This window comes from Geojedonia litorea, from assembly GCF_042654525.1.
In the GTDB taxonomy this organism is placed as follows: Bacteria; Bacteroidota; Bacteroidia; order Flavobacteriales; family Flavobacteriaceae; genus Geojedonia; species Geojedonia litorea.
Map to the genome: position 1 here is coordinate 67,718 of NZ_JBHSGP010000007.1, position 24,221 is coordinate 91,938.

The window sequence follows — 24,221 nt, forward strand, 5'->3', positions numbered from 1 at the left end:
TTAAATCCTTGAAGACATGTCCAGAGCTGCGAGCAAAGGAAAAACGGGAAAAAATACAATTCAGGGTTGAAACGTATTTTGACCCTGAAATTTTTTAAATAAGTAAGTAATAATTAATAATTAATAAATATGTCTGGGTTAATAGGAAAAAAAATCGGTATGACCAGCATCTACGATGAAAATGGAAAAAACATTCCATGTACAGTAATCGAAGCTGGACCATGTATCGTTACCCAAGTCAGAACCGAAGAGGTTGACGGGTATAATGCTCTTCAACTTGGTTTCGATGACAAGACAGAGAAAAGTGCTACAAAAGCTGAAACGGGTCACGCCAAAAAAGCAGGTACTTCTGTTAAAATTAAAGTCGCTGAATTCCAAGGATTTGAAGAAGATTACAAATTAGGTGATGCTATCACAGTAGAACACTTTATTGAAGGTGAATTTGTTGATATTGCAGGTACCTCTAAAGGAAAAGGTTTCCAAGGAGTTGTAAAGCGTCATGGTTTTGGCGGAGTTGGTCAAGCAACGCATGGTCAGCACAACCGTTTAAGAGCTCCAGGTTCTATTGGTGCTGCTTCATATCCTGCGAGAGTATTCAAAGGAATGAAAATGGCCGGAAGAATGGGTGGCGAAAGAGTGAAAGTTGAAAATTTAAGAGTGTACAAAGTAGTTCCTGAAAAGAATTTACTTGTAGTAAAAGGATGTGTTCCTGGTCATAAAAACTCTTATGTAATCATTGAGAAATAATGAAAGTAGCAGTTTTAGATATCAACGGAAAAGACACAGGTAGAAAAGCAGAGCTTTCTAAAGATGTGTTTGCGATAGAGCCTAATAACCATGCAGTTTATTTAGATGTTAAACAATATCTAGCTAACCAACGTCAAGGTACACACAAGGCTAAAGAAAGAGCAGAAATTGCAGGAAGTACACGTAAGATTAAAAAACAAAAAGGAACTGGTACTGCACGTGCAGGTTCTATTAAGTCTGGTGTATTTAAAGGCGGTGGACGTATGTTTGGTCCTAGACCAAGAAGCTATAGTTTCAAATTAAATAAAAACTTGAAGCGTTTAGCACGTAAATCGGCTTTAACAATGAAGGCAAATGACAATAGCATTGTAGTTTTAGAGGACTTCAATTTTGAAACTCCAAAAACTAAAAATTTCACTGCTATTTTAAAGGCATTAGACATACAAGACAAAAAATCTTTGTTTGTGTTGGGTGCTTCAAATAATAATGTATATTTGTCATCACGAAATTTTGAAGGGTCTGAAGTTATAATCAATTCAGAATTAAGCACTTACAAGATTTTAAATGCAAATAAATTAGTCCTTTTAGAGAGTTCTTTAGAAGGAATTGAAACGAATTTAAGTAAATAAGAAAACCATGAGTATCTTAATTAAACCTATCATCACCGAAAAAGCAACAACTAATAGTGAGTTGAATAATTGCTTTAGTTTTCAGGTGAATACAAAGGCGAACAAGGTAGAAATCAAAAAAGCAGTTGAAGCTGCTTATGGCGTTTCTGTTGAAAAAGTTCGTACTATAAATGTCCGTCCAGATAGAAGTACCAAGTTTACAAAAACTGGTATTCAACATGGTAAAACAAATGCTGTTAAAAAAGCAATTGTACAACTGGCGGAAGGTGAAACTATTGATTTATACAGTAATCTGTAATTAGACAAACATGTCAGTAAGAAAATTAAAACCGATCACATCAGCTCAGCGATTTAGAGTAGTAAATGGATTTGACGCCATCACTACTGATAAGCCGGAGAAAAGCTTGCTTGCTCCGAACAAAAGATCTGGTGGTAGAAACAGTCAAGGAAAAATGACTATGCGCCATATTGGTGGAGGTCATAAAAGAAAGTATCGTATTATTGATTTCAAACGTAACAAAACTGGAATTCCAGCTGAAGTTAAGTCAATCGAGTACGATCCAAACAGAACAGCATTTATCGCATTATTGAACTACCAAGATGGTGAGAAAACTTACATCATTGCTCAAAATGGTTTACAAGTTGGGCAAAATGTAGTTTCTGGTAAAGAAGGTGTAGCTCCAGAAATTGGAAATGCAATGCCATTGAGCCAAATTCCATTAGGAACTATTATTTCCTGTATTGAATTACGTCCTGGTCAAGGTGCAGTTATGGCACGTAGTGCTGGTGCATTTGCTCAATTAATGGCAAGAGATGGAAAATTTGCAACCGTGAAATTACCTTCAGGTGAAACACGATTAATACTTGCAGATTGTATGGCTACAATTGGAGTCGTTTCAAATTCTGATCATCAATTATTAGTATCTGGTAAAGCAGGTAGAAGTAGATGGTTAGGAAGAAGACCTAGAGTTAGACCAGTAGTTATGAACCCAGTTGATCACCCAATGGGTGGTGGTGAAGGTCGTGCTTCAGGAGGTCATCCAAGATCTAGAAACGGTATTCCAGCTAAAGGTTACAGAACACGTTCTAAAACCAAAGCGAGTAATAAATATATTGTAGAACGTAGAAAGAAATAATTGAGATAATATGGCACGTTCATTAAAAAAAGGACCTTACATCCATTATAAATTAGATAAAAAAGTAGCTGAAAATGTTGCAGCTAACAAAAAAACTGTAATCAAAACTTGGTCTAGAGCCTCAATGATTACTCCAGATTTTGTTGGTCAAACTATTGCAGTTCACAATGGTCGTCAATTTGTTCCAGTTTATGTAACTGAAAACATGGTAGGTCACAAATTAGGAGAATTTTCACCAACACGTTCGTTTAGAGGACATGCAGGTGCTAAGAATAAAGGTAAAAAATAAGAAGCGCTATGGGAAGTCGTAAAAAACAAATGGCAGACGCTATTAAAGAAGACAAGAAGCAAGTTGCATTTGCAAAACTTAACAATTGTCCTACCTCACCAAGAAAAATGCGTTTAATGGCAGATTTGGTACGAGGTGAAAAAGCTGAAAAAGCACTTCAGATCCTTAAATTTAGTTCAAAAGAGGCATCTCGTCGTTTAGAGAAACTGTTGCTTTCTGCAATAGCTAACTGGCAAGCAAAAAATGAAGATGCAAGTATTGAAGATGCAGATTTATTTGTAAAAGAGATCAGAGTAGATGGTGGTAGTATGTTAAAAAGGCTACGTCCAGCTCCTCAAGGTCGTGCACACAGAATTAGAAAACGTTCTAATCACGTAACTGTTGTGATTGGTTCATTAAATAACACACAAGCTTAAATAGAGATATGGGACAAAAAACAAATCCAATCGGAAATCGTTTAGGTATCATCAGAGGATGGGAGTCTAACTGGTATGGAGGTAATGATTATGGAGATAAACTTGCCGAAGACGATAAGATTAGAAAATATGTTCACGCTCGTTTATCTAAAGCAAGTGTGTCTAGAGTAATCATTGAGCGTACGCTTAAACTTGTAACCGTTACTATCACTACTGCTCGCCCTGGTATCATTATCGGGAAAGGTGGTCAAGAGGTAGACAAGTTAAAAGAAGAGCTTAAAAAGATTACAGATAAGGAAGTTCAATTAAACATCTTTGAAATTAAGAGGCCAGAAGTTGATGCATTTTTAGTAGCATCAAGCGTTGCTCGTCAAATTGAGAATCGTATTTCTTACAGACGTGCAATAAAAATGGCTATCGCGGCTGCAATGCGTATGAACGCTGAAGGGATTAAAATCCAAATCAGTGGTCGTTTGAATGGTGCAGAGATGGCACGTTCAGAGCATTACAAAGAAGGAAGAATTCCATTATCAACATTTAGAGCCGATATTGATTATGCTTTAGTTGAAGCTCATACTACTTATGGTAGATTGGGTATTAAAGTATGGATCATGAAAGGTGAAGTATATGGTAAGAGAGAACTTTCTCCATTAGTTGGTTTGTCTAAAAAACAAGGTGGCAAATCAGGTGACGGAGCAGGACGTGGTGGGAATAAATCTCGTCGCAGAAAGTAATTTTTAAAGTAAAAGAAAATGTTACAACCGAAAAAAACAAAATTTCGTAAAGTCCAAAAAGGACGTATGAAAGGAAATTCCGGAAGAGGTCATGAACTTTCTAATGGAATGTTTGGTATAAAATCACTCGATTCGAATTTCTTAACATCACGTCAAATAGAAGCAGCACGTATTGCCGCTACTCGTTATATGAAAAGAGAAGGTCAACTTTGGATTAAAATATTTCCAGACAAGCCTATCACAAAGAAACCTCTTGAAGTACGTATGGGTAAAGGTAAAGGTGCCGTAGAATATTGGGTAGCAGTTGTTAAACCAGGAAGAATCCTTTTTGAAGTAGGAGGCGTGCCATTAGACGTAGCTAAAGAAGCTTTACGTTTGGCAGCACAAAAACTACCAGTAAAAACAAAGTTCCTTATAGCTCGAGATTACGAGGCTTAATAAAATAGTATTATGAAGCAAGCAGAAATTAAACAGCTATCAACGGCTGAGTTACAAGAAAAACTTGGTGAGACCAAAAAGAGCTATGCAGACCTTAAAATGGCCCATGCAATATCGCCTTTAGAAAATCCAATTCAGTTACGCAACGTACGTCGTTCTGTAGCTAGAATTGCAACAGAATTAACAAAAAGAGAATTACAATAATTCTGCATAAGAGATGGAAACAAGAAATTTAAGAAAAGAACGTATAGGAATTGTTACTAGCAACAAAATGCAGAAATCTATTGTAGTTTCTGAAGTTAAAAAAGTAAAGCACCCTATGTATGGTAAGTTCGTGTTAAAAACAAAAAAATATGTTGCACACGACGAGACAAATGACTGTAACATTGGAGATACAGTAAAGATCATGGAAACACGACCTTTAAGTAAATCTAAATGTTGGAGATTAGTAGAAATAATTGAAAGAGCGAAGTAATTATGGTACAACAAGAATCAAGATTAAAAGTAGCTGACAACACTGGAGCAAAAGAGGTTTTGACCATTCGTGTTCTAGGAGGTACTGGTAGAAGATATGCTTCTATTGGAGATAAGATCGTTGTTTCAGTAAAAGACGCAACACCTAACGGTAACATCAAAAAAGGAGCGGTTTCAACTGCTGTTGTTGTTCGTACCGTAAAAGAAGTAAGACGTCCAGATGGATCTTATATAAGATTTGATGACAATGCTTGTGTGCTTTTAAATCCGCAAGGAGAAATGAGAGGTACACGTGTATTTGGACCTGTTGCAAGAGAACTTCGTGATAAACAATTCATGAAAATTGTATCATTAGCACCTGAAGTGCTTTAATGACTAATAAAATGACAAAGCTTAAAATAAAATCAGGAGATACCGTACAAATTATTGCAGGAGACCATAAAGGTTCTGAAGGCAAAGTACTAAAAGTATCTAAAGATAAGAACAAAGCTATCGTTGAGGGCGTTAATGTGGTTAAAAAACACACAAAACCAAGCGCACAAAATCCTCAAGGTGGTATAGTAGAGAAGGAAGCACCAATTCACATTTCAAATTTATCATTGTTAACTGGTAAAGGAGAGCCTACACGAGTAGGATTTAAAATGGAAGGTGATAAAAAAGTGAGATTTTCTAAAAAATCTAATGAAGTAATATAGTTATGGCTTACGTTCCAAGATTAAAACAAGAGTATAAGGACAAAGTAGTTTCTGCTCTTACAGAAGAATTTGGTTATAAAAATGTAATGCAAGTTCCAAAACTTAAAAAGATAGTAATCTCTAAAGGTGTTGGTGCTGCTGTTGCAGATAAAAAACTAATCGATCACGCAATTGACGAAGTAACTAAAATTTCAGGTCAAAAGGCTGTAGCTACAATGTCTAAAAAAGACGTTGCAACTTTTAAATTACGTAAAGGTATGCCAATTGGTGTGCGAGTTACATTAAGAGGTGAGCAAATGTATGAGTTTTTAGATCGTTTGGTGACTTCAGCTTTGCCACGTGTTAGAGATTTTAACGGTATCAAAGCAACAGGATTTGATGGAAGAGGTAATTACAATTTAGGAGTTACAGAACAAATCATTTTCCCTGAAATAGATATTGACAAGATCAATAAAATATCTGGTATGGATATTACATTCGTAACATCTGCAGAAACAGATAAAGAAGCACAATCGTTATTATCGGAATTAGGTTTACCGTTTCAAAAAAATTAAGATATGGCTAAAGAATCAATGAAAGCCCGTGAGGTAAAAAGAGCAAAAACAGTAGCTAAATATGCTGAAAAACGTAAAGCTTTAAAAGAAGCTGGAGATTACGAAGCATTACAAAAGTTACCTAGAAATGCATCACCTGTACGCATGCACAACAGATGTAAGCTAACAGGAAGACCTCGTGGTTATGTTCGTACATTTGGAATTTCTCGTGTAATGTTACGTGAAATGGCAAATCAAGGATTAATACCAGGCGTTAAAAAAGCAAGCTGGTAAACAAAGAATTATAAATTGGTTTGAAGTTCGTCCCAATGCTTGGGTTCGAAAACCAAAACCGCAAATTAATATAAATGTATACAGATCCAATCGCAGATTATCTAACAAGAGTTAGAAATGCAGTAAAAGCTAACCACAGAGTGGTAGAAATTCCTGCTTCTAATCTTAAAAAGGAAATAACTAAAATATTGTTCGATCAGGGCTATATTTTAAGTTATAAGTTTGATGACTCTACTGTTCAAGGTACAATCAAAATTGCACTTAAGTACAATAAAGAGACCAAAGAACCAGTCATCAAAAAAATTCAAAGAATAAGTAAACCAGGTTTACGTAAATATGCAAGTGCTAACGAAATGCCGAGAATCCTTAACGGACTTGGAATTGCAATTGTTTCAACATCTCATGGGGTGTTAACTGGAAAACAAGCGCATAAAGAAAACGTTGGTGGTGAGCTATTATGTTACGTTTACTAATTTAAAAACAGAAAGAACATGTCAAGAATAGGTAATAACCCAGTAGCAATTCCAGACGGAGTTACAGTAGAAGTTAAAGACAATGTAATTACTGTGAAAGGTAAATTAGGTGAACTAACTCAAGAGTATTCTGGTATAGAAATAAAAGTTGAAGAAGGAAATGTTTTAGTAACAAGATCTTCTGATAAAAATGAACAAAAAGCTAAACACGGTCTATACAGATCACTAATCAATAACATGATTAAAGGTGTTTCTAAAGGATGGACTAAAGAATTAGAATTGGTAGGAGTAGGTTATAGAGCTTCAAACCAAGGACAAAAATTAGATTTAGCATTAGGGTTCTCTCACAATATCGTTTTAGATTTGGCTCCAGAAGTAAAAGTGGAAACCATTTCAGAAAAAGGGAAAAACCCAATAGTGAAATTAACATCACATGACAAACAATTGGTAGGTCAAGTAGCTGCTAAAATACGTGGCTTTAGAAAGCCAGAGCCTTACAAAGGTAAAGGTGTTAAGTTTGTTGGTGAAGAATTAAGAAGAAAAGCAGGTAAATCAGCTTAATAGTTAAGTTATGGCATTGACAAAGAATCAAAAAAGATTAAGAATTAAAAGCAGAATTCGTAAAGTAGTTTCAGGAACTGAATCTAGACCACGACTGGCTGTCTTCAGAAGTAATAAAGAAATTTATGCTCAAGTTGTAGATGATGTAACTGGTAAAACTTTGGCTTCTGCATCTTCAAGAGATAAAGACATTAGTTCTGCAAAAGGTACTAAAACAGAAATAGCTGCATTGGTAGGTAAGTCTGTTGCTGAAAAAGCACTAAAATCAGGTATTGAAGCCATCGCTTTCGATAGAGGTGGATATCAATATCATGGTAGAGTTAAATCATTAGCAGAAGGTGCTAGAGAAGGAGGACTAAAATTTTAAGATTATGTATCAAAAATATAAAAACGCAGAATTAGTAAAACCAAGTGGAATTGATCTAAAAGATCGTTTAGTTGGTGTACAGAGAGTTACCAAAGTAACAAAAGGTGGTAGAGCATTCGGTTTTTCGGCAATAGTAGTCGTAGGAGATGAGGCAGGTGTAGTAGGTCATGGTTTAGGAAAATCTAAAGACGTTGCTACTGCAATTGCTAAAGCAGTTGAAGATGCAAAGAAAAATTTGGTAAGAATTCCAATTATCAAAAAAACGCTTCCACATGAACAAAAAGGTAAATTTGGTGGTGCTCGAGTAAACATTATTCCAGCTGCTCCAGGTACTGGTGTTATCGCTGGTGGTGCTGTTAGAACAGTATTAGAGGCTGTTGGAGTTCATGATGTATTATCTAAATCTCAAGGCTCATCAAACCCTCATAATGTGGTAAAAGCAACTTTTGATGCATTGTTACAATTGAGATCTGCACAGGCAGTAGCTAAAGACAGAGGTATTTCACTTCAAAAAGTATTTAACGGTTAATCAATAAGGACGATGGCAAAGATTAAAGTAACAAAGACAAAAAGTGCAATCAATCGTACAAAAACTCAAAAACTAACTTTAGAAGCTTTGGGTTTGAAAAAAATCGGTCAGGTTGTAGAACATGATGCCACTCCAAATATTATTGGTATGGTGAATAAAGTTAAACATTTAGTTTCTGTTGAAGAAACAAAATAATAAGACACAATAATGGACTTAAGTAATTTAAAACCGGCTGAAGGGTCAGTTAAAAATCAAGGTAAGCGAATCGGTCGAGGACAGGGTTCAGGTAAAGGTGGTACTGCAACACGTGGACACAAAGGAGCTAAATCTCGTTCAGGATATTCTAAAAAAGTTGGTTTTGAAGGTGGACAAATGCCACTTCAAAGACGTGTGCCAAAATTTGGTTTTACCAATGTTAACCGCGTTGAATACCAAGGTGTAAATCTTGATACATTACAACAATTAGTTGATAATAAACAAATAAAAGATACTGTAGATTTTGAAACTCTTATTGAGCTACGTTTAGCTACAAAAAATGATCTAGTTAAAATTTTAGGTCGTGGAGAATTAAAATCTAAATTAAAAGTATCTGCTCATAAATTTACTGCTTCAGCAAAAGCTGCTATTGAAGCTGCAGGAGGAGAAGCTGTAACTTTATAAGACTTTTAAAGCATGAAATTAATAGACACATTAAAAAATGTTTGGAAAATAACGGAACTAAAAGACCGAATCATACTTACACTTGGTTTGCTTTTAGTTTATCGTTTTGGTGCACAAGTTGTACTTCCTGGTATTGATGCTAGTCAATTAGGTGGTTTAGTTGAAGGTACAGATGAAGGTATTTTAGGTATCCTAAATATGTTCACTGGTGGAGCTTTCGCTAATGCATCTGTATTTGCGCTCGGTATCATGCCTTACATTTCTGCTTCAATTGTTGTGCAATTAATGGGAATTGCAATTCCTTATTTGCAAAAATTACAAAAAGAAGGTGCTAGCGGTCAAAAGAAAATAACACAAATCACACGTTGGTTGACTATTGTTATATGTTTATTCCAAGCACCAGGTTATCTTGCAAGTTTACCAACAGTATTTGGTATTCCTCAACAAGCCTTTTTATTAGGAACTGGTCCTTTATTCTATTTCTCATCAATTGTAATTTTAGTTACAGGCTGTATTTTTGCAATGTGGTTAGGAGAAAAAATTACAGATAAAGGAATAGGTAATGGTATTTCCTTATTAATTATGGTAGGTATTATTGCAACATTACCTCAATCATTTATTCAAAATGCAGCGTCTAGATTAGACGGTGGAGGCAATGGTGGTTTAATGATGATCTTAATTGAACTTGTTATTTGGTTTGTGATTATCATGGCTTCAATAATGCTAGTAATGGCGGTTAGAAAGATCGCTGTTCAGTATGCGAGACGTACAGCTTCTGGCGGATATGAAAAAAATGTATTTGGATCTAGACAGTTTTTACCGTTGAAATTGAATGCATCTGGTGTAATGCCTATCATCTTTGCTCAAGCTATTATGTTTGTACCAAGTTTAATTGGAAAATCATTTGGTACAAGTGAAGCGGGCCAATGGATGCAAGCACAGTTTTCGGATATTTTTGGATTCTGGTATAATTTAGTATTTGCACTGTTGATTATCGTGTTTACGTATTTCTATACAGCTATTACGGTACCAACAAATAAAATGGCAGATGATTTAAAACGAAGTGGTGGTTTTATTCCGGGTATTAGACCAGGAACAGAAACTTCAGAATATTTAGATAAAATAATGTCCCAAATAACCCTACCGGGTTCAATATTTTTGGCATTGATAGCAGTGTTCCCTGCATTCATTGTTAAACTTATGGATGTACAAGCAGGTTGGGCATTGTTTTTTGGAGGTACATCACTTTTAATTATGGTTGGAGTTGCAATAGATACCATGCAGCAGGTAAACTCATATTTGTTGAATAAACATTATGATGGCTTGATGAAAACAGGTAAAAATAGAAAAGCAGTAGCTTAATTATTATACTATGGCAAAACAAGCAGCAATAGAGCAAGACGGATCAATTATCGAAGCATTATCAAATGCAATGTTCCGTGTTGAATTAGAAAATGGTCATATTGTGACCGCACATATCTCTGGTAAAATGCGTATGCATTACATAAAGCTTTTACCAGGAGATAAAGTTAAATTAGAAATGAGTCCTTATGATTTATCTAAGGCTAGAATAACTTATAGATACTAATACGATGAAAGTAAGAGCATCAGTTAAAAAAAGAAGCGCCGACTGTAAATTAGTGCGCAGAAAAGGTAGACTTTACGTCATTAACAAAAAGAATCCTAGATTCAAACAAAGACAAGGGTAATTATGGCAAGAATTGCAGGTGTAGACATACCAAAACAAAAAAGAGGAGTAATCTCTTTAACTTATATCTATGGAATAGGTAAAAGTAGAGCAAAAGAAATTTTAGCAACAGCTAAAGTTGACGAAAGCATTAAAGTAGAAGATTGGACTGACGAGCAGATTGGAAACATTCGTGATGCCGTTGGAACGTTTACTATTGAAGGTGAACTTCGTTCTGAAATTCAATTAAACATAAAACGTTTAATGGATATTGGATGTTATAGAGGTATTCGTCATAGAGCTGGACTTCCATTAAGAGGTCAACGTACTAAAAACAACTCTAGAACTAGAAAAGGTAGAAGAAAAACTGTTGCTAACAAGAAAAAAGCAACTAAATAATAACAAGACATTAGTCATTAGTATTTAGACGTTAGATGAATCTGTCTGAAATGTAAAAGTCTAGGATTCTAACAACTAAAAGCTGACAACTATAAACTAAAAAATATGGCAAAGTCAAGTACAAAAAAACGTAAAGTTATTGTTGATTCTATTGGAGAGGCACACATTGCTGCTTCATTCAATAATATCATTATCTCTTTAACAAATAAAAAAGGTGACGTTATTTCATGGTCATCAGCCGGTAAAATGGGATTCAGAGGTTCTAAAAAGAACACTCCTTATGCTGCTCAATTAGCTGCAGAAGATGCTGCTGCAGTAGCAAAGGAAGCTGGTCTTAAAAAAGTAAAGGTGTATGTTAAAGGCCCAGGTAATGGTAGAGAATCTGCAATTAGATCAATCCACAATGCAGGAATTGAAGTTTCAGAAATTATTGATGTAACTCCATTACCACATAACGGATGTCGTCCACCAAAACGTAGAAGAGTATAATTCAGAGAATCTGAATTCAAAATTAATATTAACAAGTATCAACGAGAGATCAACGTTTATCGAAGGATAAGATTAAGACCTTAATTCATAAACACTCTCATAATTAAATTTAAAAATGGCAAGATATACTGGTCCTAAAACTAAAATAGCTCGAAAATTTGGCGAGGCTATATTTGGAGATGATAAAGCTTTTGAAAAAAGAAACTATCCTCCAGGTCAACACGGTGCAAACAAGCGTCGTGGAAAAAAATCTGAGTACGCAATCCAGTTAATGGAAAAACAAAAAGCTAAATATACTTACGGTATTTTAGAGCGTCAGTTCAGAAACATGTTTAAGAAAGCAACAGCTGCTCCTGGAATTACAGGTGAAGTATTATTACAACTTTGTGAATCAAGGTTGGATAATGTTGTTTTTAGAATGGGATTGTCACCTACACGAAGTGGTGCTAGACAATTAGTATCTCATAGACACATTACAGTAAATGGAGAGATCGTAAACGTTCCTTCATATCAATTAAAAGCTGGTGACATTGTTGCCGTTAGAGAGAAATCTAAATCTTTAGAAGCTATTCAAAACTCATTGTCTAATTCTAGCAATGTGTATGAATGGATTACTTGGAACAACGAAACTAAACAAGGAACTTATGTTTCTGTTCCAGCTAGAATTCAGATTCCAGAAAACATCAACGAGCAATTCATCGTCGAATTATATTCTAAATAATAAATTAAACGTATTGGTATTTAGCCAAAGGATTTATTGGTCTTCTTCAATCTTTTAAATCGCGCAACTAAATAACAATTAAAACGAAGAAAATATGGCAATATTAAATTTTCAGAAGCCCGACAAAGTAATCATGATTGATTCTTCTGATTTTGAAGGTAAATTTGAATTTAGACCTTTAGAACCAGGTTATGGATTAACGGTAGGTAATGCTTTAAGACGAGTTTTGTTATCGTCTTTAGAAGGATTTGCAATTACGTCTGTACGCATTGAAGGTGTAGATCACGAATTTTCTACAATCGCTGGTGTAGTTGAAGACGTTACTGAAATGATTTTGAACTTAAAGCAAGTAAACTTTAAGCGTCAAATTGATGAAATAGACAACGAATCAGTTTCAATTTCAATTTCAGGACAAGAACAAATCACTGCAGGAGATTTTCAAAAATTTATTTCAGGATTCCAAGTACTTAACAAAGATTTAGTGATCTGTAATTTAGATCCTAAAGTGAGTATCAATATGGAAATCACTATTGAAAAGGGACGTGGTTATGTTCCAGCAGAAGAAAACAAGAAAGCTTCAGCTCCAATAGGAACTATTTTTACAGATTCAATTTATACACCAATAAAAAATGTAAAGTATAGTATTGAAAACTTCCGTGTAGAACAAAAAACTGATTACGAAAAATTGATTTTTGAAATCATCACTGATGGTTCTATACATCCAAAAGAAGCATTAACTGAAGCAGCAAAAATATTAATCCATCACTTTATGTTATTCTCTGATGAGCGTATTACATTAGAAGCTGATGAGATTGCTCAAACTGAAACTTACGATGAAGAATCACTTCATATGAGACAACTATTGAAAACCAAATTGGTTGATATGGATTTATCAGTACGTGCATTAAATTGTTTAAAAGCGGCAGAAGTTGATACTTTAGGTGATTTAGTATCATTCAATAAAAATGACTTAATGAAATTTAGAAACTTTGGTAAAAAATCATTAACAGAGCTTGAAGAGTTGGTTAATGTGAAAGGCCTTAACTTCGGAATGGATTTAAGCAAATATAAATTAGATAAAGATTAATTCCTTCATATTTTGCTCCCTAGAAGTGGGTTGAGCAAGATGAAGGTTAAAAACAAATGTCATGAGACACGGAAAAAAATTCAACCATTTAGGTAGAAAAACAGCTCACAGAAAATCAATGTTAGCTAATATGGCTTGTTCTTTAATTGAGCACAAGCGTATTAACACCACTGTAGCTAAAGCAAAGGCTTTAAAACAGTTTGTTGAGCCATTAGTTACTAAGTCTAAAGAAGACACAACACATAACAGACGTATTGTGATGTCTCGATTGAGACAAAAGGAGGCTGTAGCAGAATTATTTAGAGATGTAGCTGCAAAAGTGGCTGATCGACCAGGAGGTTATACAAGAATTATTAAACTCGGTAATCGTTTAGGTGATAATGCAGATATGGCTATGATTGAGCTAGTAGATTATAACGAAACTTATAATGCTGGTAAACCTGCTAAAAAGAAATCTACACGTCGTGGAAGATCTAAAAAATCAGATTCGGAATCGGTTGCACCAGTTGCTCCTGTAACAGAAACTAAAGCTTCAAACGAAGAAGAATAAATGAATTATATGTGTAAAATAAAAAAAGGATAAGCTTGTAAAAGTTTATCCTTTTTTATTTAGATTTAGAAAAATATTTTTATGAAGACGCTATTAATTGCATTGTTGATTTGCTGTACTTGTTTACATTCACAAAATACCGAAATAAAACCAATTTTGGAAATTCAAAAATCTAGTAATGTTGGATTTAAAAACACAGGGTTTTGGAGTAATAATAATAAGAGTAAAGAACCTATAGAAGGGACACCTTATTTATTTGATAATTGGGAAAATGAGGCTCGATTATATCTGAATGATGAAATATTTGTGGCTACATTGTTCAACTTTAATATTGAACAGGAACAATTTGAAGCGAAATTTTCAGAAGACTCTGTACTTATAATTGACACCAAAAATATTGATAAAATTGTTATTAATGCTATTGTCTTTAAATCCTATCCTTATGTAACTTCATATGATGGACGATTTTTACAAGAACTAAAAACTACTAGAGGTTTTGATGTTTTAAAGAAATATTATGTAAAGATTAAAGAAGGTAAGTATAACCCCATGACTCAACAACAAATCGTTGCAGATAAATATATTAAATATGAAGAGTATTTTATTCTGAATAAACAATCAAGTACAATAAATGCTATTAAGTTAAATCAGAAAAATATTTTAGAATTAATTGATCCAAGTCTACATCATAGTCTGAATCAATTTGTAAAGAATAATAAACTAAATTATAAAGATGAGGACGATTTAATAAAAATATTGACCTACTATAATTCTTTATAGAATTTAAAGGATAAACATTTTAGTTTATCCTTTTTTTTATGCAATTTTGTGAAACTTTTTAAAAATGAAATACACTAAAAGAGAAAAAGCCTTAATCTTACTGGCAGACGGCACAATTTTTTACGGAAAATCGATAGGTAAAAAAGGAACAGCATTTGGAGAAGTATGTTTCAACACAGGAACTACAGGATACCAAGAAATTTTTACAGACCCCTCTTATTTTGGCCAGTTGATGGTTACCACTAATGCACATATAGGAAACTATGGTACATTAACTGAAGAAGTAGAGTCAAATTCTGTTAAAATAGCGGGTCTAATTTGTAAAAACTTCAGTTTTAACTATTCTCGTGTAGGTGCTGATGATTCTCTAGAAAATTTCTTTGAGAAACACAATGTTATGGCTATTTCAGATGTCGATACTAGAGCTTTAGTAAGTTATATAAGAGATAATGGAGCTATGAATGCCGTTATTTCCACCGAGGTTGATAATATAGATGATTTAAAATCTCAATTGGCCAAAGTACCTGATATGAAAGGGTTGGAGTTAGCCTCTAAAGTTTCAACTAAAGAACCATATTTTTATGGCGACGAGAATGCTAAATATAAAATAGCGGCATTAGATATTGGTATTAAAACGAATATCTTAAGAAACTTGGCTAAACGAGATTCTTATATAAAAGTATTTCCATATAACACAACGTTTGAAGAAATGAGTGCATGGAATCCTGATGGCTACTTTTTATCTAATGGTCCAGGTGATCCAGAGCCATTGGCAGAAGCACAAGCTGTAGCCAAAGAAATCATTAAACGTGATTTACCATTATTTGGAATTTGTTTAGGACATCAAGTAATTGCTTTGGCAAATGGTATTTCAACTTATAAAATGCATCATGGCCATAGAGGAATTAACCATCCCGTCAAAAATTTGATTACGGGTAAAGGTGAAATTACCTCTCAAAATCATGGTTTTGCCATCAATAGAGAAGAAACTGAACGTCATCCTGATATAGAAATTACTCATGTTCATTTAAATGATCATACAGTAGCCGGAATCAAAATGAAAAGTAAGAATTGTTTTTCAGTTCAATATCATCCAGAAGCTAGCCCAGGACCTCATGATTCCTCTTATCTTTTTGACCAGTTTATAGAAAATATAAAAAGAAACTAATACCAAAACCTCAAAAAAACATATACTTTTTTGAGGTTTTACATTTACGAAAACATTATCGTTTATTATTAATACAATAATGATTATGCAAATATAATTTAGCTTAACAATTTCGTAAATTTGTTTTTCAAATTTTAATAACTAATAAACCAATTATAATGAGCATTATTATCAATATTCATGCAAGACAAATTTTAGATTCGAGAGGTAATCCAACAGTAGAAGTAGATGTAGTAACGGAGAATGGCGTAATGGGTAGAGCGGCAGTTCCATCAGGAGCTTCTACTGGAGAGCATGAAGCAGTTGAATTGAGAGATGGTGGTAAAGATTACATGGGTAAAGGTGTTTTAAAAGCTGTAGATAACGTTAATTCAATATTAGCACAAGAGTTATTAGGTACATCTGTTTTTGATCAAAATTTAATTGATCAAATTATGATCGATTTAGATGGGACACCTAATAAATCAAAGCTTGGTGCAAATGCTATTTTAGGAGTTTCATTGGCAGTGGCTAAAGCTGCTGCAAACGAATTGGGAATGCCTTTATATAGATATGTTGGTGGCGTTTCTGCTAATACGCTCCCCGTACCAATGATGAATATTATCAATGGAGGTTCTCACAGTGATGCACCTATCGCGTTTCAAGAGTTTATGGTAATGCCAGTTAAAGCTAATAATTTCACGCATGCTATGAAGATGGGAACTGAAATATTTCACCATCTTAAAAAAGTATTACATGACAGAGGTTTAAGCACCGCTGTTGGTGACGAAGGTGGTTTTGCACCTAATCTTGCTGGTGGAACAGAAGATGCTTTAGACACTATTAAAAAAGCAGTAGAGAATGCAGGCTATAAGTTGGGAGACGATGTTATGATTGCTTTAGATTGCGCTTCAGCCGAATTTTATGTGAATGGAAAATATGACTACACTAAGTTTGAAGGTGAGTCTGGCCAAGTAAGAACCAGTATAGAACAAGCTGATTATTTAGCAGAATTGACTTCCAAATATCCAATTATCTCAATAGAAGATGGAATGGATGAAAATGATTGGGAAGGTTGGAAATATTTAACTGAAAAAATTGGTGATAAAGTACAATTGGTTGGAGATGATTTATTTGTTACTAATGTTGAACGTTTATCACGTGGTATTGAAAATGGAATTGCCAATTCTATTTTAATCAAAGTGAACCAAATAGGAACTCTCACAGAAACAATAGCCGCAGTTAACATGGCTCATAATGCTGGTTATACTTCGGTAATGTCTCACCGTTCAGGCGAAACCGAAGATAATACTATAGCTGATTTAGCCGTGGCCCTAAATACTGGTCAGATAAAAACAGGATCTGCTTCTCGCAGTGACCGTATGGCTAAATATAATCAACTGTTACGCATTGAAGAGGAACTAGGTCAAGTGGCTTATTTTCCAAAAGAAAAAGCCTTCAAAATTAAGTAAACTATTCAATTTTATTTAAAAAGTATACAAAAGCCCATTCGTTAATTCGTATTGGGTTTTTGGTATGCTTTCTATTACCGGTTTGGCATCGTAGTTATAGCTAAAACTTGATTTAAACGCCAAGTTGTCAAAAAGTTTTAGAATCAATGAAGTGTCATTCGCTATTCTATAATCAGCAAATGCTTCTAATTTGGGTTGAAAATAACTCGTACTAACAATCGTTATGTTTTCTGATGGGTATAAACTAAAGGATAAATAGGTGCTTGCTCTAAAATCTCTTTGTATTCGTTCTGAAACCACCTCTGATGCTTTTTCATATTCATACATGACTAAAGTACCTAGATAAACTCTATAATTGTCGCTGGTGCTTAGCTTGAATCTTGGTCCAAGGCCTAATAAGCCTCTAAAGTCAATTTCAGAAATGGCATCATATTGCGCTTGGGCAAAAGCTTCAATTTTAGTTTTTGGTGCAATTGTATAATTATATCTTAAATGTTGTGTGCCCTTATTTACAAATGAATTGCCTTCAATTTTTTGAAAATTTAAATCGTTAATAAATAACCAAAGTTGTTTTTTATTGTTGTACTGCACAAACGCTTTACTCGATACTCTAAAAACTTTTGAAGTATTCTTTATCAATCCAATATCTAAACTCGCTGAACCAGTCCATTTAGCAGAATCAGTTGCCTTACGCATAGATTCAATATTAATTACCTGTCCATAGGAAAAATGGAAATAAGTGAATACAAAAAAACTTAAAATTAAGGTCCTTTTCATTGCTCATTTATTGAACGGCAAATTTAGCGTTAATTTTAAATATGCTTAATGAAATCAATCTTTTGATTACCTAAATTCATGTCACTTGTTACATTAATTTTTTTGATAGTACAATTAGAAAAAGCTTTATGAACTTCTTTTATAAATCGTGAGATATTTCGTAAATTAGCAGCTCTTTAAAATAAATAAAAGTCCAAAATACATGTCAGATAAAGCTACGTTGCAAATAGATGGTAAATCATATGAATTTCCTTTAGTGAAAGGAACTGAAAATGAAGTGGCGATCAAAATCAATAATTTAAGAGGAGTTACAGATCAAGTAATTACTTTAGATCCTGGATATAAAAACACAGGGTCTTGTACAAGTGCCATCACATTTTTGGATGGTGATAAAGGAATATTAAGATATCGAGGATATTCTATTGAAGAGTTAGCCGAAAAAGCTGATTTTTTAGAGGTTGCTTTCTTGTTGATATTTGGAGAGCTTCCTAATCAAGTTCAATTAGATAAATTTCATGCTGACATTAAATCACAGTCTGTTGTTGACGAGGATGTTAAGAAGATTTTAGACGCATTCCCTAAATCAGCCCATCCTATGGGTGTGTTAGCGTCTTTAACAAGCGCATTAACGGCTTTCAACCCTTCTTCAGTGAATGTAAATTCTGAAGAAGAGATGTATAAAGCCATTGTGAAAATAATGGGTAAGTTCCCAGTTTTGGTGGCATGGACATTACGTAAAAAACAAGGACTTCCTTTAGATTATGGCGACAAAAATTTAGGCTATGTTGAAAACGTCTTAAAAATGATGTTTAAACAACCTAATGAAGATTATAAACATGATCCTGTTATGATTAATGCACTTGATAAGCTGTTAATCTTACATGCTGATCATGAACAAAATTGTTCTACTTCAACAGTGCGAATTGTAGGATCATCACATGCTGGGTTGTTTGCTTCATTGTCTGCAGGTATATCAGCATTATGGGGCCCATTACATGGAGGTGCTAATCAGGCTGTATTAGAAATGTTGGAAGCTATAAAAGCTGATGGTGGAGATACTAAAAAGTACATGGCAAAAGCAAAAGATAAGGATGATCCTTTCCGCTTAATGGGCTTTGGTCATCGCGTTTATAAAAATTTCGATCCTAGAGCTAAAATAATTAAAAAGGCAGCTGACGAAGTTCTTGGTGAGCTTGGTGTTGAAGACCCTATATTAGATATCGCAAAAGGACTTGAACGTGAAGCATTAGAGGACACTTATTTTGTAGATAGAAAGCTATATCCTAATGTAGATTTCTATTCAGGTATTATTTACCGTGCAATGGGAATTCCGGTAGATATGTTTACCGTTATGTTTGCATTAGGCCGATTACCAGGTTGGATAGCACAATGGAGAGAAATGCGATTGAATAAAGAACCGATAGGTCGTCCAAGACAAATTTATACTGGTGAAACCTATAGACCATTTAAAGCAATTAACGAACGATAGAATTATTTTTCTTTCTTTAAAAGCTTCATAGTATTATGGAGCTTTTTTTATATTTACAACATGCTGCAACTTAACATCAATAATGAAACTTCTAGGCTACGTGCGGTAGTTTTGGGAACGGCCAAAAGTAATGGGCCTATTCCAAGTGTCGACGACGCTTATGATCCTAAATCTTTAGAGCATATCAAAGCTGGAACTTATCCTACCGAAGAAGATATGATTAATGAAATGGATGCTGTAGCTCAAGTATTTGAAAAGTACAATGTTAAAGTCTTTCGGCCAAAAGTGATAACGGACTGCAATCAAATTTTTGCAAGAGATATAGCCTTTGTTATAGAAGATAAGTTTATTAAAGCTAACATTCTACCTGATCGAGAACAAGAAATTGAAGCAATTCGTCATGTTATCGATCAAATTAACCCTGATAATATTATCAAGCTGCCTGAAGACTGTCATGTTGAAGGAGGAGACGTAATGCCTTGGAATGATTATATTTTTGTAGGAACTTATTCAGGGAGTGATTATTCACAATATATTACTGCCAGAACCAATATGGATGCTGTAATTGCATTACAAGAGCTATTTCCGCATAAAACAGTAAAGGCTTTTGAATTGCGTAAATCAAATACAGATGCCAAAGAAAATGCCTTGCATTTAGATTGCTGTTTTCAGCCCATAGGAAAGAATAAAGCCATTTTACACAAAAACGGATTTTTAATCGAAAAAGAATACCAATGGCTTGTTGATTTTTTTGGAAAAGACAACATCTTTGAAATCACCAAAGACGAGATGTACCATATGTATAGTAATGTGTTTTCTATTTCTGAAAATGTAATAATTTCAGAACGCAACTTTACACGTCTTAATAATTGGCTACGTGAAAATGGATTCAAAGTTGAAGAAGTGCCCTATGCCGAAATATCCAAACAAGAAGGACTATTGCGTTGTACCACAATGCCTTTGATTAGAGATTAATATTTTTAAATTTCCTAGTATGAAAATAATTTCACCTATTAAGTTAGCTAGCCTCATTACTCTGTTTTGTGTCGGTTCAGTTATTGCACAAAAGCTTTCTTCAACTGAAATCAATATTATAAACATCATTGAGTCTAACAATAATAAAGCCATCGATTTTCTAAAAGAAGTTGTTAACGTAAATAGCGGAACAATGAATCATGAAGGTGTGAAAAAAGTAGGAATGATATTCAAAGCAGCATATGATGACATCAATTTTAAAACTTCATGGATTGACTTATCAGCTGTAAATCGTTCGGGACATTTATTTGCCGAAACATCAGGTGATAAAGGCAAAAAATTACTTTTAATAGGCCATTTAGATACTGTTTTTGAGGCTGACAGTCCATTTCAAGAATTTGAAATGATTAATGACAGTGTAGCGCACGCCCCAGGTGGAAATGATATGAAAGGAGGTAATGTAATTATATTATTTGCATTAAAAGCACTTGCAGAAAACGGATTGTTGGATAATGCACAAATCATTGTTGCCTATACAGGTGATGAAGAGAGTACAGGGAAACCTCTAGAAATAAGCAGGAAAGATTTAATTGAGGCTGCAAAACGCAGTGATATTGCATTGGGTTTTGAAACATCTACAGGCTTTAATTATGCCACTGTTGCAAGACGGGGATCTTCCGGATGGAAATTGGAAGTCAAAGGTAAAACAGCACATTCATCAGGTATTTTTTCTGAAAACACTGGTGCAGGAGCAATTTTTGAAGCGTCGAGAATTCTGAATTCATTTTATACAGAGGTAAAAGGAGAAGACTTTTTAACTTTTAATCCTGGAGTCATATTAGGAGGAACTGATGTTATCTATGATAGTGATCATAGTAAAGGAACAGCTTTTGGTAAAAGTAATGTTGTGGCTCAAACAGTTGTGGTTGATGGGGGACTTCGTTTTATTTCAGAAGAGCAAAAGGAAAATGCACGTTCAAAAATGAAATCCATCGTCGCAAACAATTTACCGCAAACCTCTGCTACAATCTCTTTTGTAGATAGTTATCCAGCCATGCCTCCAACGGAGGGTAATAAAAACCTTTTAAAGTTGTTGAATCAAGTAAGTTTAGACTTAAATCAGGGTGAAGTTACAGGCTATGACCCTGGCAAACGCGGCGCAGCTGATGTTTCATTTGTAGCATCGTACGTAGATTGTTTGGATGGTTTAGGAACCATGGGAAGCGGCGCTCATACACCTAAAGAAACAGTGAATTTAAAAACGATTGAAGCTTTAACGAAGCGTACAGCACTATTAATTTATAGATTGATTCAGGAATAAATTAAATAGAGGCTACTATTTCCCGTATAAAAAGTAATTGTTTACCAAGTCAATATAAATGCGTTTGGCTTCATCTTGAGTGACATCTTTAACTTGAAATAATGCGTTAGTTTTGAAAGCGTTTATGATTGGTTTACGGCTACTTGGTCTTCCGTAGTCATTTGTGGCTTTTTTGTAGTAAGCATATAATCGCAGCAATAGATCGGCTGGGAAAGGCTCTGTAAAGCTGTTAATCCTTTCAACGGCATCTCTAAATTCTATGTCTAACTCTTCAGAAGTCATGGGGATTGGGCGAGAATACTTTCGCCTCCTTTTACTTTTTGATTTAGTTCTACTTTAATTTTGGAATCTAAAGGTAAAAACACATCCACCCTTGATCCAAATTTAATAAATCCAGAATCTGCACCTTGTTTAACAGTATCGTTAACTTTTGCATAGTTAACAATCCGTTTTGCAAGGGCTCCAGCTATTTGTCTGTAAAGAATTTTACCTACGGTGTTGTTCTCAACCACCACAGTAGTGCGTTCGTTTTCTTCGCTGGCTTTAGGGTGCCAAGCTACCAAATATTTTCCAGGATGATATTTGCTATAGACAACTTGACCACCAATTGGGTAACGGGTAACATGAACATTAATTGGCGACATAAACACAGAAACCTGTATTCTTTTCTCTTTAAAAAATTCTTTTTCAAAAACCTCTTCTATTACAACTACTTTACCGTCAACAGGTGATAGAATTTGGTGGTCATTTAATTGTGTAATTCGTTTAGGGTTTCTAAAAAATTGGAGTATGGTTATAAGAAAGAATACCATAACAAGCATTAATATCGTTCTTAACCATGCTAATTCTATATAGGCATCAATTAAAAACAGTGCTGCTACTACAATAACGAGCGTTACGAAAATAATTTTATGGCCTTCTTTATGAAACATATACTATTATTCTTAAAAATAAATAAATAAAGGGTGCTGCAAAAATAATACTATCTAATCTATCTAATAATCCGCCATGCCCTGGCATCAAAACACCACTATCTTTTACTTTGGCTTGGCGTTTAAATTTAGACTCAATCAAGTCTCCCAGCGTGCCAAAGACGCTTATAATAATACTCATTAATAACCAAAAGGTTGAATCAAATAACTCTGTAAAGTTAGCAATAAAATAGCTAGATACACATGAAAAAAATAATCCGCCTAAAAAGCCTTCAACCGTTTTTTTAGGAGAGATACTAGGGAATAGCTTTTGTTTTCCGAAGTTTTTACCAATTAAATAAGCGAAAGTGTCATTCACCCAAACCAATACAAAAGCACCTAAAAGGAGCAATGGCGTAAAAGTATAATTAAAATTCGCAATGTATACTAAAAATACAAAAGCACTACTTAAATAAAATGTAGTGATAATGAATCGTTTAGAGCTAAATAAAGGGATTGTTTTTTCCGAAAATAGATCTTTAATTAGTATTAACTGAACAAAAATAGTGATGACATGAAGTATTTGTAGAGCCTCAATAAAGCCTGATGAGGTTTCTAGAACAATTGGCCAGTAGCTAAATCCAAGATATAATATAGTATAGATTATAAATGGAATCTTACTTTTTAATTGTATGAGTTTATTGAATTCAGCAAGACAAATAAAACCAAACACAAAAAATAAAACAATAACAGCGTGTTGCCAAAACAACGAAACAATAAGTAAAGTAATGTATAATGCTCCTGATATGGCTCTTGTACCAAGTTCCTTCATTTATAGGTCTTCTAGAAGCAGCAAATATAAGTTTTTTGAGCTACTTCCGTAGGTTAGAAAGTCTTTTTCCTCTAAAGTTTTAAAGTGTTTTATGGTAGTAATGTTTGTAGGAATTTTTTCTCTGTTTTTACCTTTTATCCCTCTTAAACCTTCGCCAATATTTTCAACGAATTGGCTAGTTGTAGCGAAAATGATAAAATTTGGAGGTAAATCTTTTAATTTTTTTTCTGCAATTTGATTTGAAGAAATCAACAATGAACCGTCATCTGAAATTAGATGTTCACAGGTGGACAAAAAATAAGTGCTTTCAGAAGCTTTTCTTGTGCAATTAAGGTCGAAGTTCTTGAAAATCTCTTTTAGTTTTTCATCCAAAACTAAAACATACTTATCACTCCATTTATTTTCTTCTAGAATGTTTTTTAAACTTTGATGAACTTCCTGCATGTTTTCACAATACAAAAACTTTCCGCCATTAGCTTTAAAATTTATAGTAAAACGTTCGTCTATTGGCAGTTTTATTTCGGGCATATATTTGCCTCTCTCTTCGCTTTTTATATGTTCTTCGGAATTGTCTTTAAGACCAAAGATTTTACGAAATAGACTCATTTA

General features: G+C 34.1%; 39 protein-coding genes. 34 read left to right on the top strand and 5 right to left on the bottom strand.

The window, feature by feature from the left end; genetic code table 11:
- Positions 1–129: 129 nt before the first annotated feature.
- The 31 genes from rplC to eno all read left to right on the top strand — a co-directional run bounded on the left by rplC (position 130) and on the right by eno (position 17,307).
- Positions 130–747 carry a 50S ribosomal protein L3 gene (gene rplC, locus ACFO5O_RS03850; RefSeq protein ID WP_387961139.1) on the top strand — a complete coding sequence of 206 codons (618 nt, stop codon included), beginning with the start codon at positions 130–132 and terminating at the stop codon, positions 745–747.
- Positions 747–1,376 carry a 50S ribosomal protein L4 gene (gene rplD / locus ACFO5O_RS03855; protein ID WP_387961141.1) on the top strand — a complete coding sequence of 210 codons (630 nt, stop codon included), beginning with the start codon at positions 747–749 and terminating at the stop codon, positions 1,374–1,376. Before rplC ends, rplD begins: the two co-directional genes overlap by 1 nt.
- Before the next feature lie 7 nt (positions 1,377–1,383).
- On the top strand, positions 1,384–1,674 hold the full coding sequence (rplW, locus tag ACFO5O_RS03860; protein WP_119029670.1) for a 50S ribosomal protein L23: 291 nt from the start codon (positions 1,384–1,386) through the stop codon (positions 1,672–1,674).
- Positions 1,675–1,684: 10 nt separating this feature from the next.
- Positions 1,685–2,512 carry a 50S ribosomal protein L2 gene (gene rplB / locus ACFO5O_RS03865; RefSeq protein ID WP_387961143.1) on the top strand — a complete coding sequence of 276 codons (828 nt, stop codon included), beginning with the start codon at positions 1,685–1,687 and terminating at the stop codon, positions 2,510–2,512.
- Positions 2,513–2,522: 10 nt separating this feature from the next.
- A complete protein-coding gene (rpsS, locus tag ACFO5O_RS03870) occupies positions 2,523–2,801 on the top strand; it encodes a 30S ribosomal protein S19 (RefSeq protein WP_119029668.1) in 279 nt (92 codons plus the stop codon).
- 8 nt (positions 2,802–2,809) lie between these two features.
- On the top strand, positions 2,810–3,217 hold the full coding sequence (rplV, locus tag ACFO5O_RS03875) for a 50S ribosomal protein L22 (RefSeq protein ID WP_387961145.1): 408 nt from the start codon (positions 2,810–2,812) through the stop codon (positions 3,215–3,217).
- An 8-nt stretch (positions 3,218–3,225) separates the two neighbouring features.
- Positions 3,226–3,951: a 30S ribosomal protein S3 gene (rpsC, locus tag ACFO5O_RS03880; protein WP_387961147.1), complete on the top strand. Its 726-nt coding sequence runs from the start codon at positions 3,226–3,228 to the stop codon at positions 3,949–3,951.
- A gap of 18 nt (positions 3,952–3,969) precedes the next feature.
- The gene (gene rplP, locus ACFO5O_RS03885) at positions 3,970–4,389 is read left to right on the top strand and encodes a 50S ribosomal protein L16 (RefSeq protein WP_387961149.1); all 420 of its coding nucleotides are present in this window, start codon (positions 3,970–3,972) and stop codon (positions 4,387–4,389) included.
- Between the two features lie 12 nt (positions 4,390–4,401).
- Positions 4,402–4,593 (top strand): 50S ribosomal protein L29, encoded by a 192-nt coding sequence (gene rpmC, locus ACFO5O_RS03890; protein WP_387961151.1) that lies wholly within the window; start codon positions 4,402–4,404, stop codon positions 4,591–4,593.
- Positions 4,594–4,606: 13 nt separating this feature from the next.
- Positions 4,607–4,864 carry a 30S ribosomal protein S17 gene (gene rpsQ / locus ACFO5O_RS03895; RefSeq protein ID WP_119030689.1) on the top strand — a complete coding sequence of 86 codons (258 nt, stop codon included), beginning with the start codon at positions 4,607–4,609 and terminating at the stop codon, positions 4,862–4,864.
- A gap of 2 nt (positions 4,865–4,866) precedes the next feature.
- Positions 4,867–5,235, top strand: coding sequence for a 50S ribosomal protein L14 (rplN, locus tag ACFO5O_RS03900; RefSeq protein WP_119029663.1), 369 nt, complete (start codon positions 4,867–4,869; stop codon positions 5,233–5,235).
- An 11-nt stretch (positions 5,236–5,246) separates the two neighbouring features.
- The gene (gene rplX / locus ACFO5O_RS03905) at positions 5,247–5,558 is read left to right on the top strand and encodes a 50S ribosomal protein L24 (protein WP_387961154.1); all 312 of its coding nucleotides are present in this window, start codon (positions 5,247–5,249) and stop codon (positions 5,556–5,558) included.
- 2 nt (positions 5,559–5,560) lie between these two features.
- A complete protein-coding gene (gene rplE, locus ACFO5O_RS03910) occupies positions 5,561–6,112 on the top strand; it encodes a 50S ribosomal protein L5 (protein WP_387961156.1) in 552 nt (183 codons plus the stop codon).
- Between the two features lie 3 nt (positions 6,113–6,115).
- Positions 6,116–6,385, top strand: coding sequence for a 30S ribosomal protein S14 (gene rpsN / locus ACFO5O_RS03915; protein WP_387961158.1), 270 nt, complete (start codon positions 6,116–6,118; stop codon positions 6,383–6,385).
- Between the two features lie 74 nt (positions 6,386–6,459).
- On the top strand, positions 6,460–6,858 hold the full coding sequence (gene rpsH / locus ACFO5O_RS03920; protein ID WP_119029660.1) for a 30S ribosomal protein S8: 399 nt from the start codon (positions 6,460–6,462) through the stop codon (positions 6,856–6,858).
- 18 nt (positions 6,859–6,876) lie between these two features.
- Positions 6,877–7,419, top strand: coding sequence for a 50S ribosomal protein L6 (gene rplF, locus ACFO5O_RS03925; protein WP_387961160.1), 543 nt, complete (start codon positions 6,877–6,879; stop codon positions 7,417–7,419).
- Positions 7,420–7,429: 10 nt separating this feature from the next.
- Complete coding sequence (gene rplR / locus ACFO5O_RS03930; protein ID WP_387961162.1) at positions 7,430–7,786, top strand: 50S ribosomal protein L18; 357 nt, start codon at positions 7,430–7,432, stop codon at positions 7,784–7,786.
- A 4-nt stretch (positions 7,787–7,790) separates the two neighbouring features.
- Positions 7,791–8,315 carry a 30S ribosomal protein S5 gene (gene rpsE, locus ACFO5O_RS03935; RefSeq protein WP_387961163.1) on the top strand — a complete coding sequence of 175 codons (525 nt, stop codon included), beginning with the start codon at positions 7,791–7,793 and terminating at the stop codon, positions 8,313–8,315.
- 12 nt (positions 8,316–8,327) lie between these two features.
- Complete coding sequence (gene rpmD, locus ACFO5O_RS03940) at positions 8,328–8,510, top strand: 50S ribosomal protein L30 (protein WP_119029656.1); 183 nt, start codon at positions 8,328–8,330, stop codon at positions 8,508–8,510.
- Between the two features lie 12 nt (positions 8,511–8,522).
- Positions 8,523–8,975, top strand: a complete 453-nt coding sequence (gene rplO / locus ACFO5O_RS03945) for a 50S ribosomal protein L15 (protein ID WP_387961165.1) — start codon at positions 8,523–8,525, stop codon at positions 8,973–8,975.
- 12 nt (positions 8,976–8,987) lie between these two features.
- Positions 8,988–10,337, top strand: a complete 1,350-nt coding sequence (gene secY / locus ACFO5O_RS03950; protein WP_387961167.1) for a preprotein translocase subunit SecY — start codon at positions 8,988–8,990, stop codon at positions 10,335–10,337.
- A 10-nt stretch (positions 10,338–10,347) separates the two neighbouring features.
- A complete protein-coding gene (infA, locus tag ACFO5O_RS03955; protein ID WP_027126052.1) occupies positions 10,348–10,563 on the top strand; it encodes a translation initiation factor IF-1 in 216 nt (71 codons plus the stop codon).
- A gap of 4 nt (positions 10,564–10,567) precedes the next feature.
- Positions 10,568–10,684 carry a type B 50S ribosomal protein L36 gene (gene ykgO / locus ACFO5O_RS03960; RefSeq protein ID WP_008269159.1) on the top strand — a complete coding sequence of 39 codons (117 nt, stop codon included), beginning with the start codon at positions 10,568–10,570 and terminating at the stop codon, positions 10,682–10,684.
- A gap of 2 nt (positions 10,685–10,686) precedes the next feature.
- Complete coding sequence (gene rpsM / locus ACFO5O_RS03965; protein WP_387961170.1) at positions 10,687–11,061, top strand: 30S ribosomal protein S13; 375 nt, start codon at positions 10,687–10,689, stop codon at positions 11,059–11,061.
- Positions 11,062–11,166: 105 nt separating this feature from the next.
- Positions 11,167–11,550 carry a 30S ribosomal protein S11 gene (gene rpsK, locus ACFO5O_RS03970; RefSeq protein ID WP_119029652.1) on the top strand — a complete coding sequence of 128 codons (384 nt, stop codon included), beginning with the start codon at positions 11,167–11,169 and terminating at the stop codon, positions 11,548–11,550.
- Positions 11,551–11,665: 115 nt separating this feature from the next.
- On the top strand, positions 11,666–12,271 hold the full coding sequence (gene rpsD, locus ACFO5O_RS03975) for a 30S ribosomal protein S4 (RefSeq protein ID WP_387961173.1): 606 nt from the start codon (positions 11,666–11,668) through the stop codon (positions 12,269–12,271).
- Positions 12,272–12,365: 94 nt separating this feature from the next.
- Positions 12,366–13,358, top strand: coding sequence for a DNA-directed RNA polymerase subunit alpha (locus ACFO5O_RS03980; RefSeq protein ID WP_387961175.1), 993 nt, complete (start codon positions 12,366–12,368; stop codon positions 13,356–13,358).
- Between the two features lie 61 nt (positions 13,359–13,419).
- Positions 13,420–13,908 carry a 50S ribosomal protein L17 gene (gene rplQ, locus ACFO5O_RS03985; protein ID WP_119029649.1) on the top strand — a complete coding sequence of 163 codons (489 nt, stop codon included), beginning with the start codon at positions 13,420–13,422 and terminating at the stop codon, positions 13,906–13,908.
- 81 nt (positions 13,909–13,989) lie between these two features.
- Positions 13,990–14,688, top strand: coding sequence for a hypothetical protein (locus ACFO5O_RS03990; RefSeq protein WP_387961177.1), 699 nt, complete (start codon positions 13,990–13,992; stop codon positions 14,686–14,688).
- Positions 14,689–14,752: 64 nt separating this feature from the next.
- Positions 14,753–15,856 carry a glutamine-hydrolyzing carbamoyl-phosphate synthase small subunit gene (gene carA, locus ACFO5O_RS03995; RefSeq protein ID WP_387961179.1) on the top strand — a complete coding sequence of 368 codons (1,104 nt, stop codon included), beginning with the start codon at positions 14,753–14,755 and terminating at the stop codon, positions 15,854–15,856.
- Between the two features lie 158 nt (positions 15,857–16,014).
- Positions 16,015–17,307, top strand: coding sequence for a phosphopyruvate hydratase (eno, locus tag ACFO5O_RS04000; protein ID WP_387961181.1), 1,293 nt, complete (start codon positions 16,015–16,017; stop codon positions 17,305–17,307).
- 15 nt (positions 17,308–17,322) lie between these two features.
- Here eno and ACFO5O_RS04005 read toward each other — a convergent pair whose 3' ends face one another.
- Complete coding sequence (locus tag ACFO5O_RS04005) at positions 17,323–18,084, bottom strand: DUF481 domain-containing protein (protein WP_387961183.1); 762 nt, start codon at positions 18,082–18,084, stop codon at positions 17,323–17,325.
- A 202-nt stretch (positions 18,085–18,286) separates the two neighbouring features.
- Here ACFO5O_RS04005 and ACFO5O_RS04010 point away from each other — a divergent pair, with 202 nt between their 5' ends.
- The 3 genes from ACFO5O_RS04010 to ACFO5O_RS04020 are packed head-to-tail and all read left to right on the top strand — an operon-like array spanning position 18,287 to position 21,869.
- A complete protein-coding gene (locus ACFO5O_RS04010) occupies positions 18,287–19,573 on the top strand; it encodes a citrate synthase (protein ID WP_387961184.1) in 1,287 nt (428 codons plus the stop codon).
- Between the two features lie 60 nt (positions 19,574–19,633).
- A complete protein-coding gene (locus ACFO5O_RS04015; RefSeq protein ID WP_387961186.1) occupies positions 19,634–20,548 on the top strand; it encodes a dimethylarginine dimethylaminohydrolase family protein in 915 nt (304 codons plus the stop codon).
- Between the two features lie 19 nt (positions 20,549–20,567).
- A complete protein-coding gene (locus tag ACFO5O_RS04020) occupies positions 20,568–21,869 on the top strand; it encodes a M20/M25/M40 family metallo-hydrolase (protein WP_387961188.1) in 1,302 nt (433 codons plus the stop codon).
- 15 nt (positions 21,870–21,884) lie between these two features.
- On the opposite strand, the gene ACFO5O_RS04025 is transcribed toward ACFO5O_RS04020, so the two are convergent.
- Genes ACFO5O_RS04025 through ACFO5O_RS04040 form a run of 4 tightly spaced genes read right to left on the bottom strand, consistent with a single transcriptional unit; the run spans position 21,885 to position 24,218 of the window.
- A complete protein-coding gene (locus ACFO5O_RS04025) occupies positions 21,885–22,151 on the bottom strand; it encodes an acyl-CoA-binding protein (RefSeq protein ID WP_387961190.1) in 267 nt (88 codons plus the stop codon).
- Positions 22,148–22,801, bottom strand: a complete 654-nt coding sequence (locus ACFO5O_RS04030; RefSeq protein WP_387961192.1) for a phosphatidylserine decarboxylase family protein — start codon at positions 22,799–22,801, stop codon at positions 22,148–22,150. The genes ACFO5O_RS04025 and ACFO5O_RS04030 overlap by 4 nt, the downstream gene beginning before the upstream one ends.
- The gene (locus ACFO5O_RS04035; protein ID WP_387961194.1) at positions 22,791–23,612 is read right to left on the bottom strand and encodes a phosphatidate cytidylyltransferase; all 822 of its coding nucleotides are present in this window, start codon (positions 23,610–23,612) and stop codon (positions 22,791–22,793) included. The genes ACFO5O_RS04030 and ACFO5O_RS04035 overlap by 11 nt, the downstream gene beginning before the upstream one ends.
- A complete protein-coding gene (locus ACFO5O_RS04040; RefSeq protein WP_387961195.1) occupies positions 23,613–24,218 on the bottom strand; it encodes an LUD domain-containing protein in 606 nt (201 codons plus the stop codon). It lies immediately after the preceding gene.
- Positions 24,219–24,221: the final 3 nt, after the last annotated feature.

Coding starts and splice junctions, on each gene's coding strand:
- ACFO5O_RS04035 (WP_387961194.1), bottom strand. CDS start 23,612: ATGAAGGAACTTGGTACAAGAGCCATATCAGGAGCATTATACATTACT.
- ACFO5O_RS04005 (WP_387961183.1), bottom strand. CDS start 18,084: ATGAAAAGGACCTTAATTTTAAGTTTTTTTGTATTCACTTATTTCCAT.
- rplV (WP_387961145.1), top strand. CDS start 2,810: ATGGGAAGTCGTAAAAAACAAATGGCAGACGCTATTAAAGAAGACAAG.
- rplD (WP_387961141.1), top strand. CDS start 747: ATGAAAGTAGCAGTTTTAGATATCAACGGAAAAGACACAGGTAGAAAA.
- rpsK (WP_119029652.1), top strand. CDS start 11,167: ATGGCAAAGTCAAGTACAAAAAAACGTAAAGTTATTGTTGATTCTATT.
- secY (WP_387961167.1), top strand. CDS start 8,988: ATGAAATTAATAGACACATTAAAAAATGTTTGGAAAATAACGGAACTA.
- rplO (WP_387961165.1), top strand. CDS start 8,523: ATGGACTTAAGTAATTTAAAACCGGCTGAAGGGTCAGTTAAAAATCAA.
- rpsQ (WP_119030689.1), top strand. CDS start 4,607: ATGGAAACAAGAAATTTAAGAAAAGAACGTATAGGAATTGTTACTAGC.
- rplB (WP_387961143.1), top strand. CDS start 1,685: ATGTCAGTAAGAAAATTAAAACCGATCACATCAGCTCAGCGATTTAGA.
- rplP (WP_387961149.1), top strand. CDS start 3,970: ATGTTACAACCGAAAAAAACAAAATTTCGTAAAGTCCAAAAAGGACGT.
- carA (WP_387961179.1), top strand. CDS start 14,753: ATGAAATACACTAAAAGAGAAAAAGCCTTAATCTTACTGGCAGACGGC.
- rpsM (WP_387961170.1), top strand. CDS start 10,687: ATGGCAAGAATTGCAGGTGTAGACATACCAAAACAAAAAAGAGGAGTA.
- ACFO5O_RS04025 (WP_387961190.1), bottom strand. CDS start 22,151: ATGACTTCTGAAGAGTTAGACATAGAATTTAGAGATGCCGTTGAAAGG.
- ACFO5O_RS04030 (WP_387961192.1), bottom strand. CDS start 22,801: ATGTTTCATAAAGAAGGCCATAAAATTATTTTCGTAACGCTCGTTATT.
- ACFO5O_RS04020 (WP_387961188.1), top strand. CDS start 20,568: ATGAAAATAATTTCACCTATTAAGTTAGCTAGCCTCATTACTCTGTTT.
- infA (WP_027126052.1), top strand. CDS start 10,348: ATGGCAAAACAAGCAGCAATAGAGCAAGACGGATCAATTATCGAAGCA.
- rpsS (WP_119029668.1), top strand. CDS start 2,523: ATGGCACGTTCATTAAAAAAAGGACCTTACATCCATTATAAATTAGAT.
- rplF (WP_387961160.1), top strand. CDS start 6,877: ATGTCAAGAATAGGTAATAACCCAGTAGCAATTCCAGACGGAGTTACA.
- rpsD (WP_387961173.1), top strand. CDS start 11,666: ATGGCAAGATATACTGGTCCTAAAACTAAAATAGCTCGAAAATTTGGC.
- rplN (WP_119029663.1), top strand. CDS start 4,867: ATGGTACAACAAGAATCAAGATTAAAAGTAGCTGACAACACTGGAGCA.
- rplQ (WP_119029649.1), top strand. CDS start 13,420: ATGAGACACGGAAAAAAATTCAACCATTTAGGTAGAAAAACAGCTCAC.
- rpmD (WP_119029656.1), top strand. CDS start 8,328: ATGGCAAAGATTAAAGTAACAAAGACAAAAAGTGCAATCAATCGTACA.
- eno (WP_387961181.1), top strand. CDS start 16,015: ATGAGCATTATTATCAATATTCATGCAAGACAAATTTTAGATTCGAGA.
- rplX (WP_387961154.1), top strand. CDS start 5,247: ATGACAAAGCTTAAAATAAAATCAGGAGATACCGTACAAATTATTGCA.
- rpsN (WP_387961158.1), top strand. CDS start 6,116: ATGGCTAAAGAATCAATGAAAGCCCGTGAGGTAAAAAGAGCAAAAACA.
- rpsH (WP_119029660.1), top strand. CDS start 6,460: ATGTATACAGATCCAATCGCAGATTATCTAACAAGAGTTAGAAATGCA.
- ACFO5O_RS04010 (WP_387961184.1), top strand. CDS start 18,287: ATGTCAGATAAAGCTACGTTGCAAATAGATGGTAAATCATATGAATTT.
- rpmC (WP_387961151.1), top strand. CDS start 4,402: ATGAAGCAAGCAGAAATTAAACAGCTATCAACGGCTGAGTTACAAGAA.
- ykgO (WP_008269159.1), top strand. CDS start 10,568: ATGAAAGTAAGAGCATCAGTTAAAAAAAGAAGCGCCGACTGTAAATTA.
- rpsE (WP_387961163.1), top strand. CDS start 7,791: ATGTATCAAAAATATAAAAACGCAGAATTAGTAAAACCAAGTGGAATT.
- rplR (WP_387961162.1), top strand. CDS start 7,430: ATGGCATTGACAAAGAATCAAAAAAGATTAAGAATTAAAAGCAGAATT.
- ACFO5O_RS04015 (WP_387961186.1), top strand. CDS start 19,634: ATGCTGCAACTTAACATCAATAATGAAACTTCTAGGCTACGTGCGGTA.
- rplE (WP_387961156.1), top strand. CDS start 5,561: ATGGCTTACGTTCCAAGATTAAAACAAGAGTATAAGGACAAAGTAGTT.
- rplC (WP_387961139.1), top strand. CDS start 130: ATGTCTGGGTTAATAGGAAAAAAAATCGGTATGACCAGCATCTACGAT.
- rplW (WP_119029670.1), top strand. CDS start 1,384: ATGAGTATCTTAATTAAACCTATCATCACCGAAAAAGCAACAACTAAT.
- ACFO5O_RS04040 (WP_387961195.1), bottom strand. CDS start 24,218: ATGAGTCTATTTCGTAAAATCTTTGGTCTTAAAGACAATTCCGAAGAA.
- rpsC (WP_387961147.1), top strand. CDS start 3,226: ATGGGACAAAAAACAAATCCAATCGGAAATCGTTTAGGTATCATCAGA.
- ACFO5O_RS03980 (WP_387961175.1), top strand. CDS start 12,366: ATGGCAATATTAAATTTTCAGAAGCCCGACAAAGTAATCATGATTGAT.
- ACFO5O_RS03990 (WP_387961177.1), top strand. CDS start 13,990: ATGAAGACGCTATTAATTGCATTGTTGATTTGCTGTACTTGTTTACAT.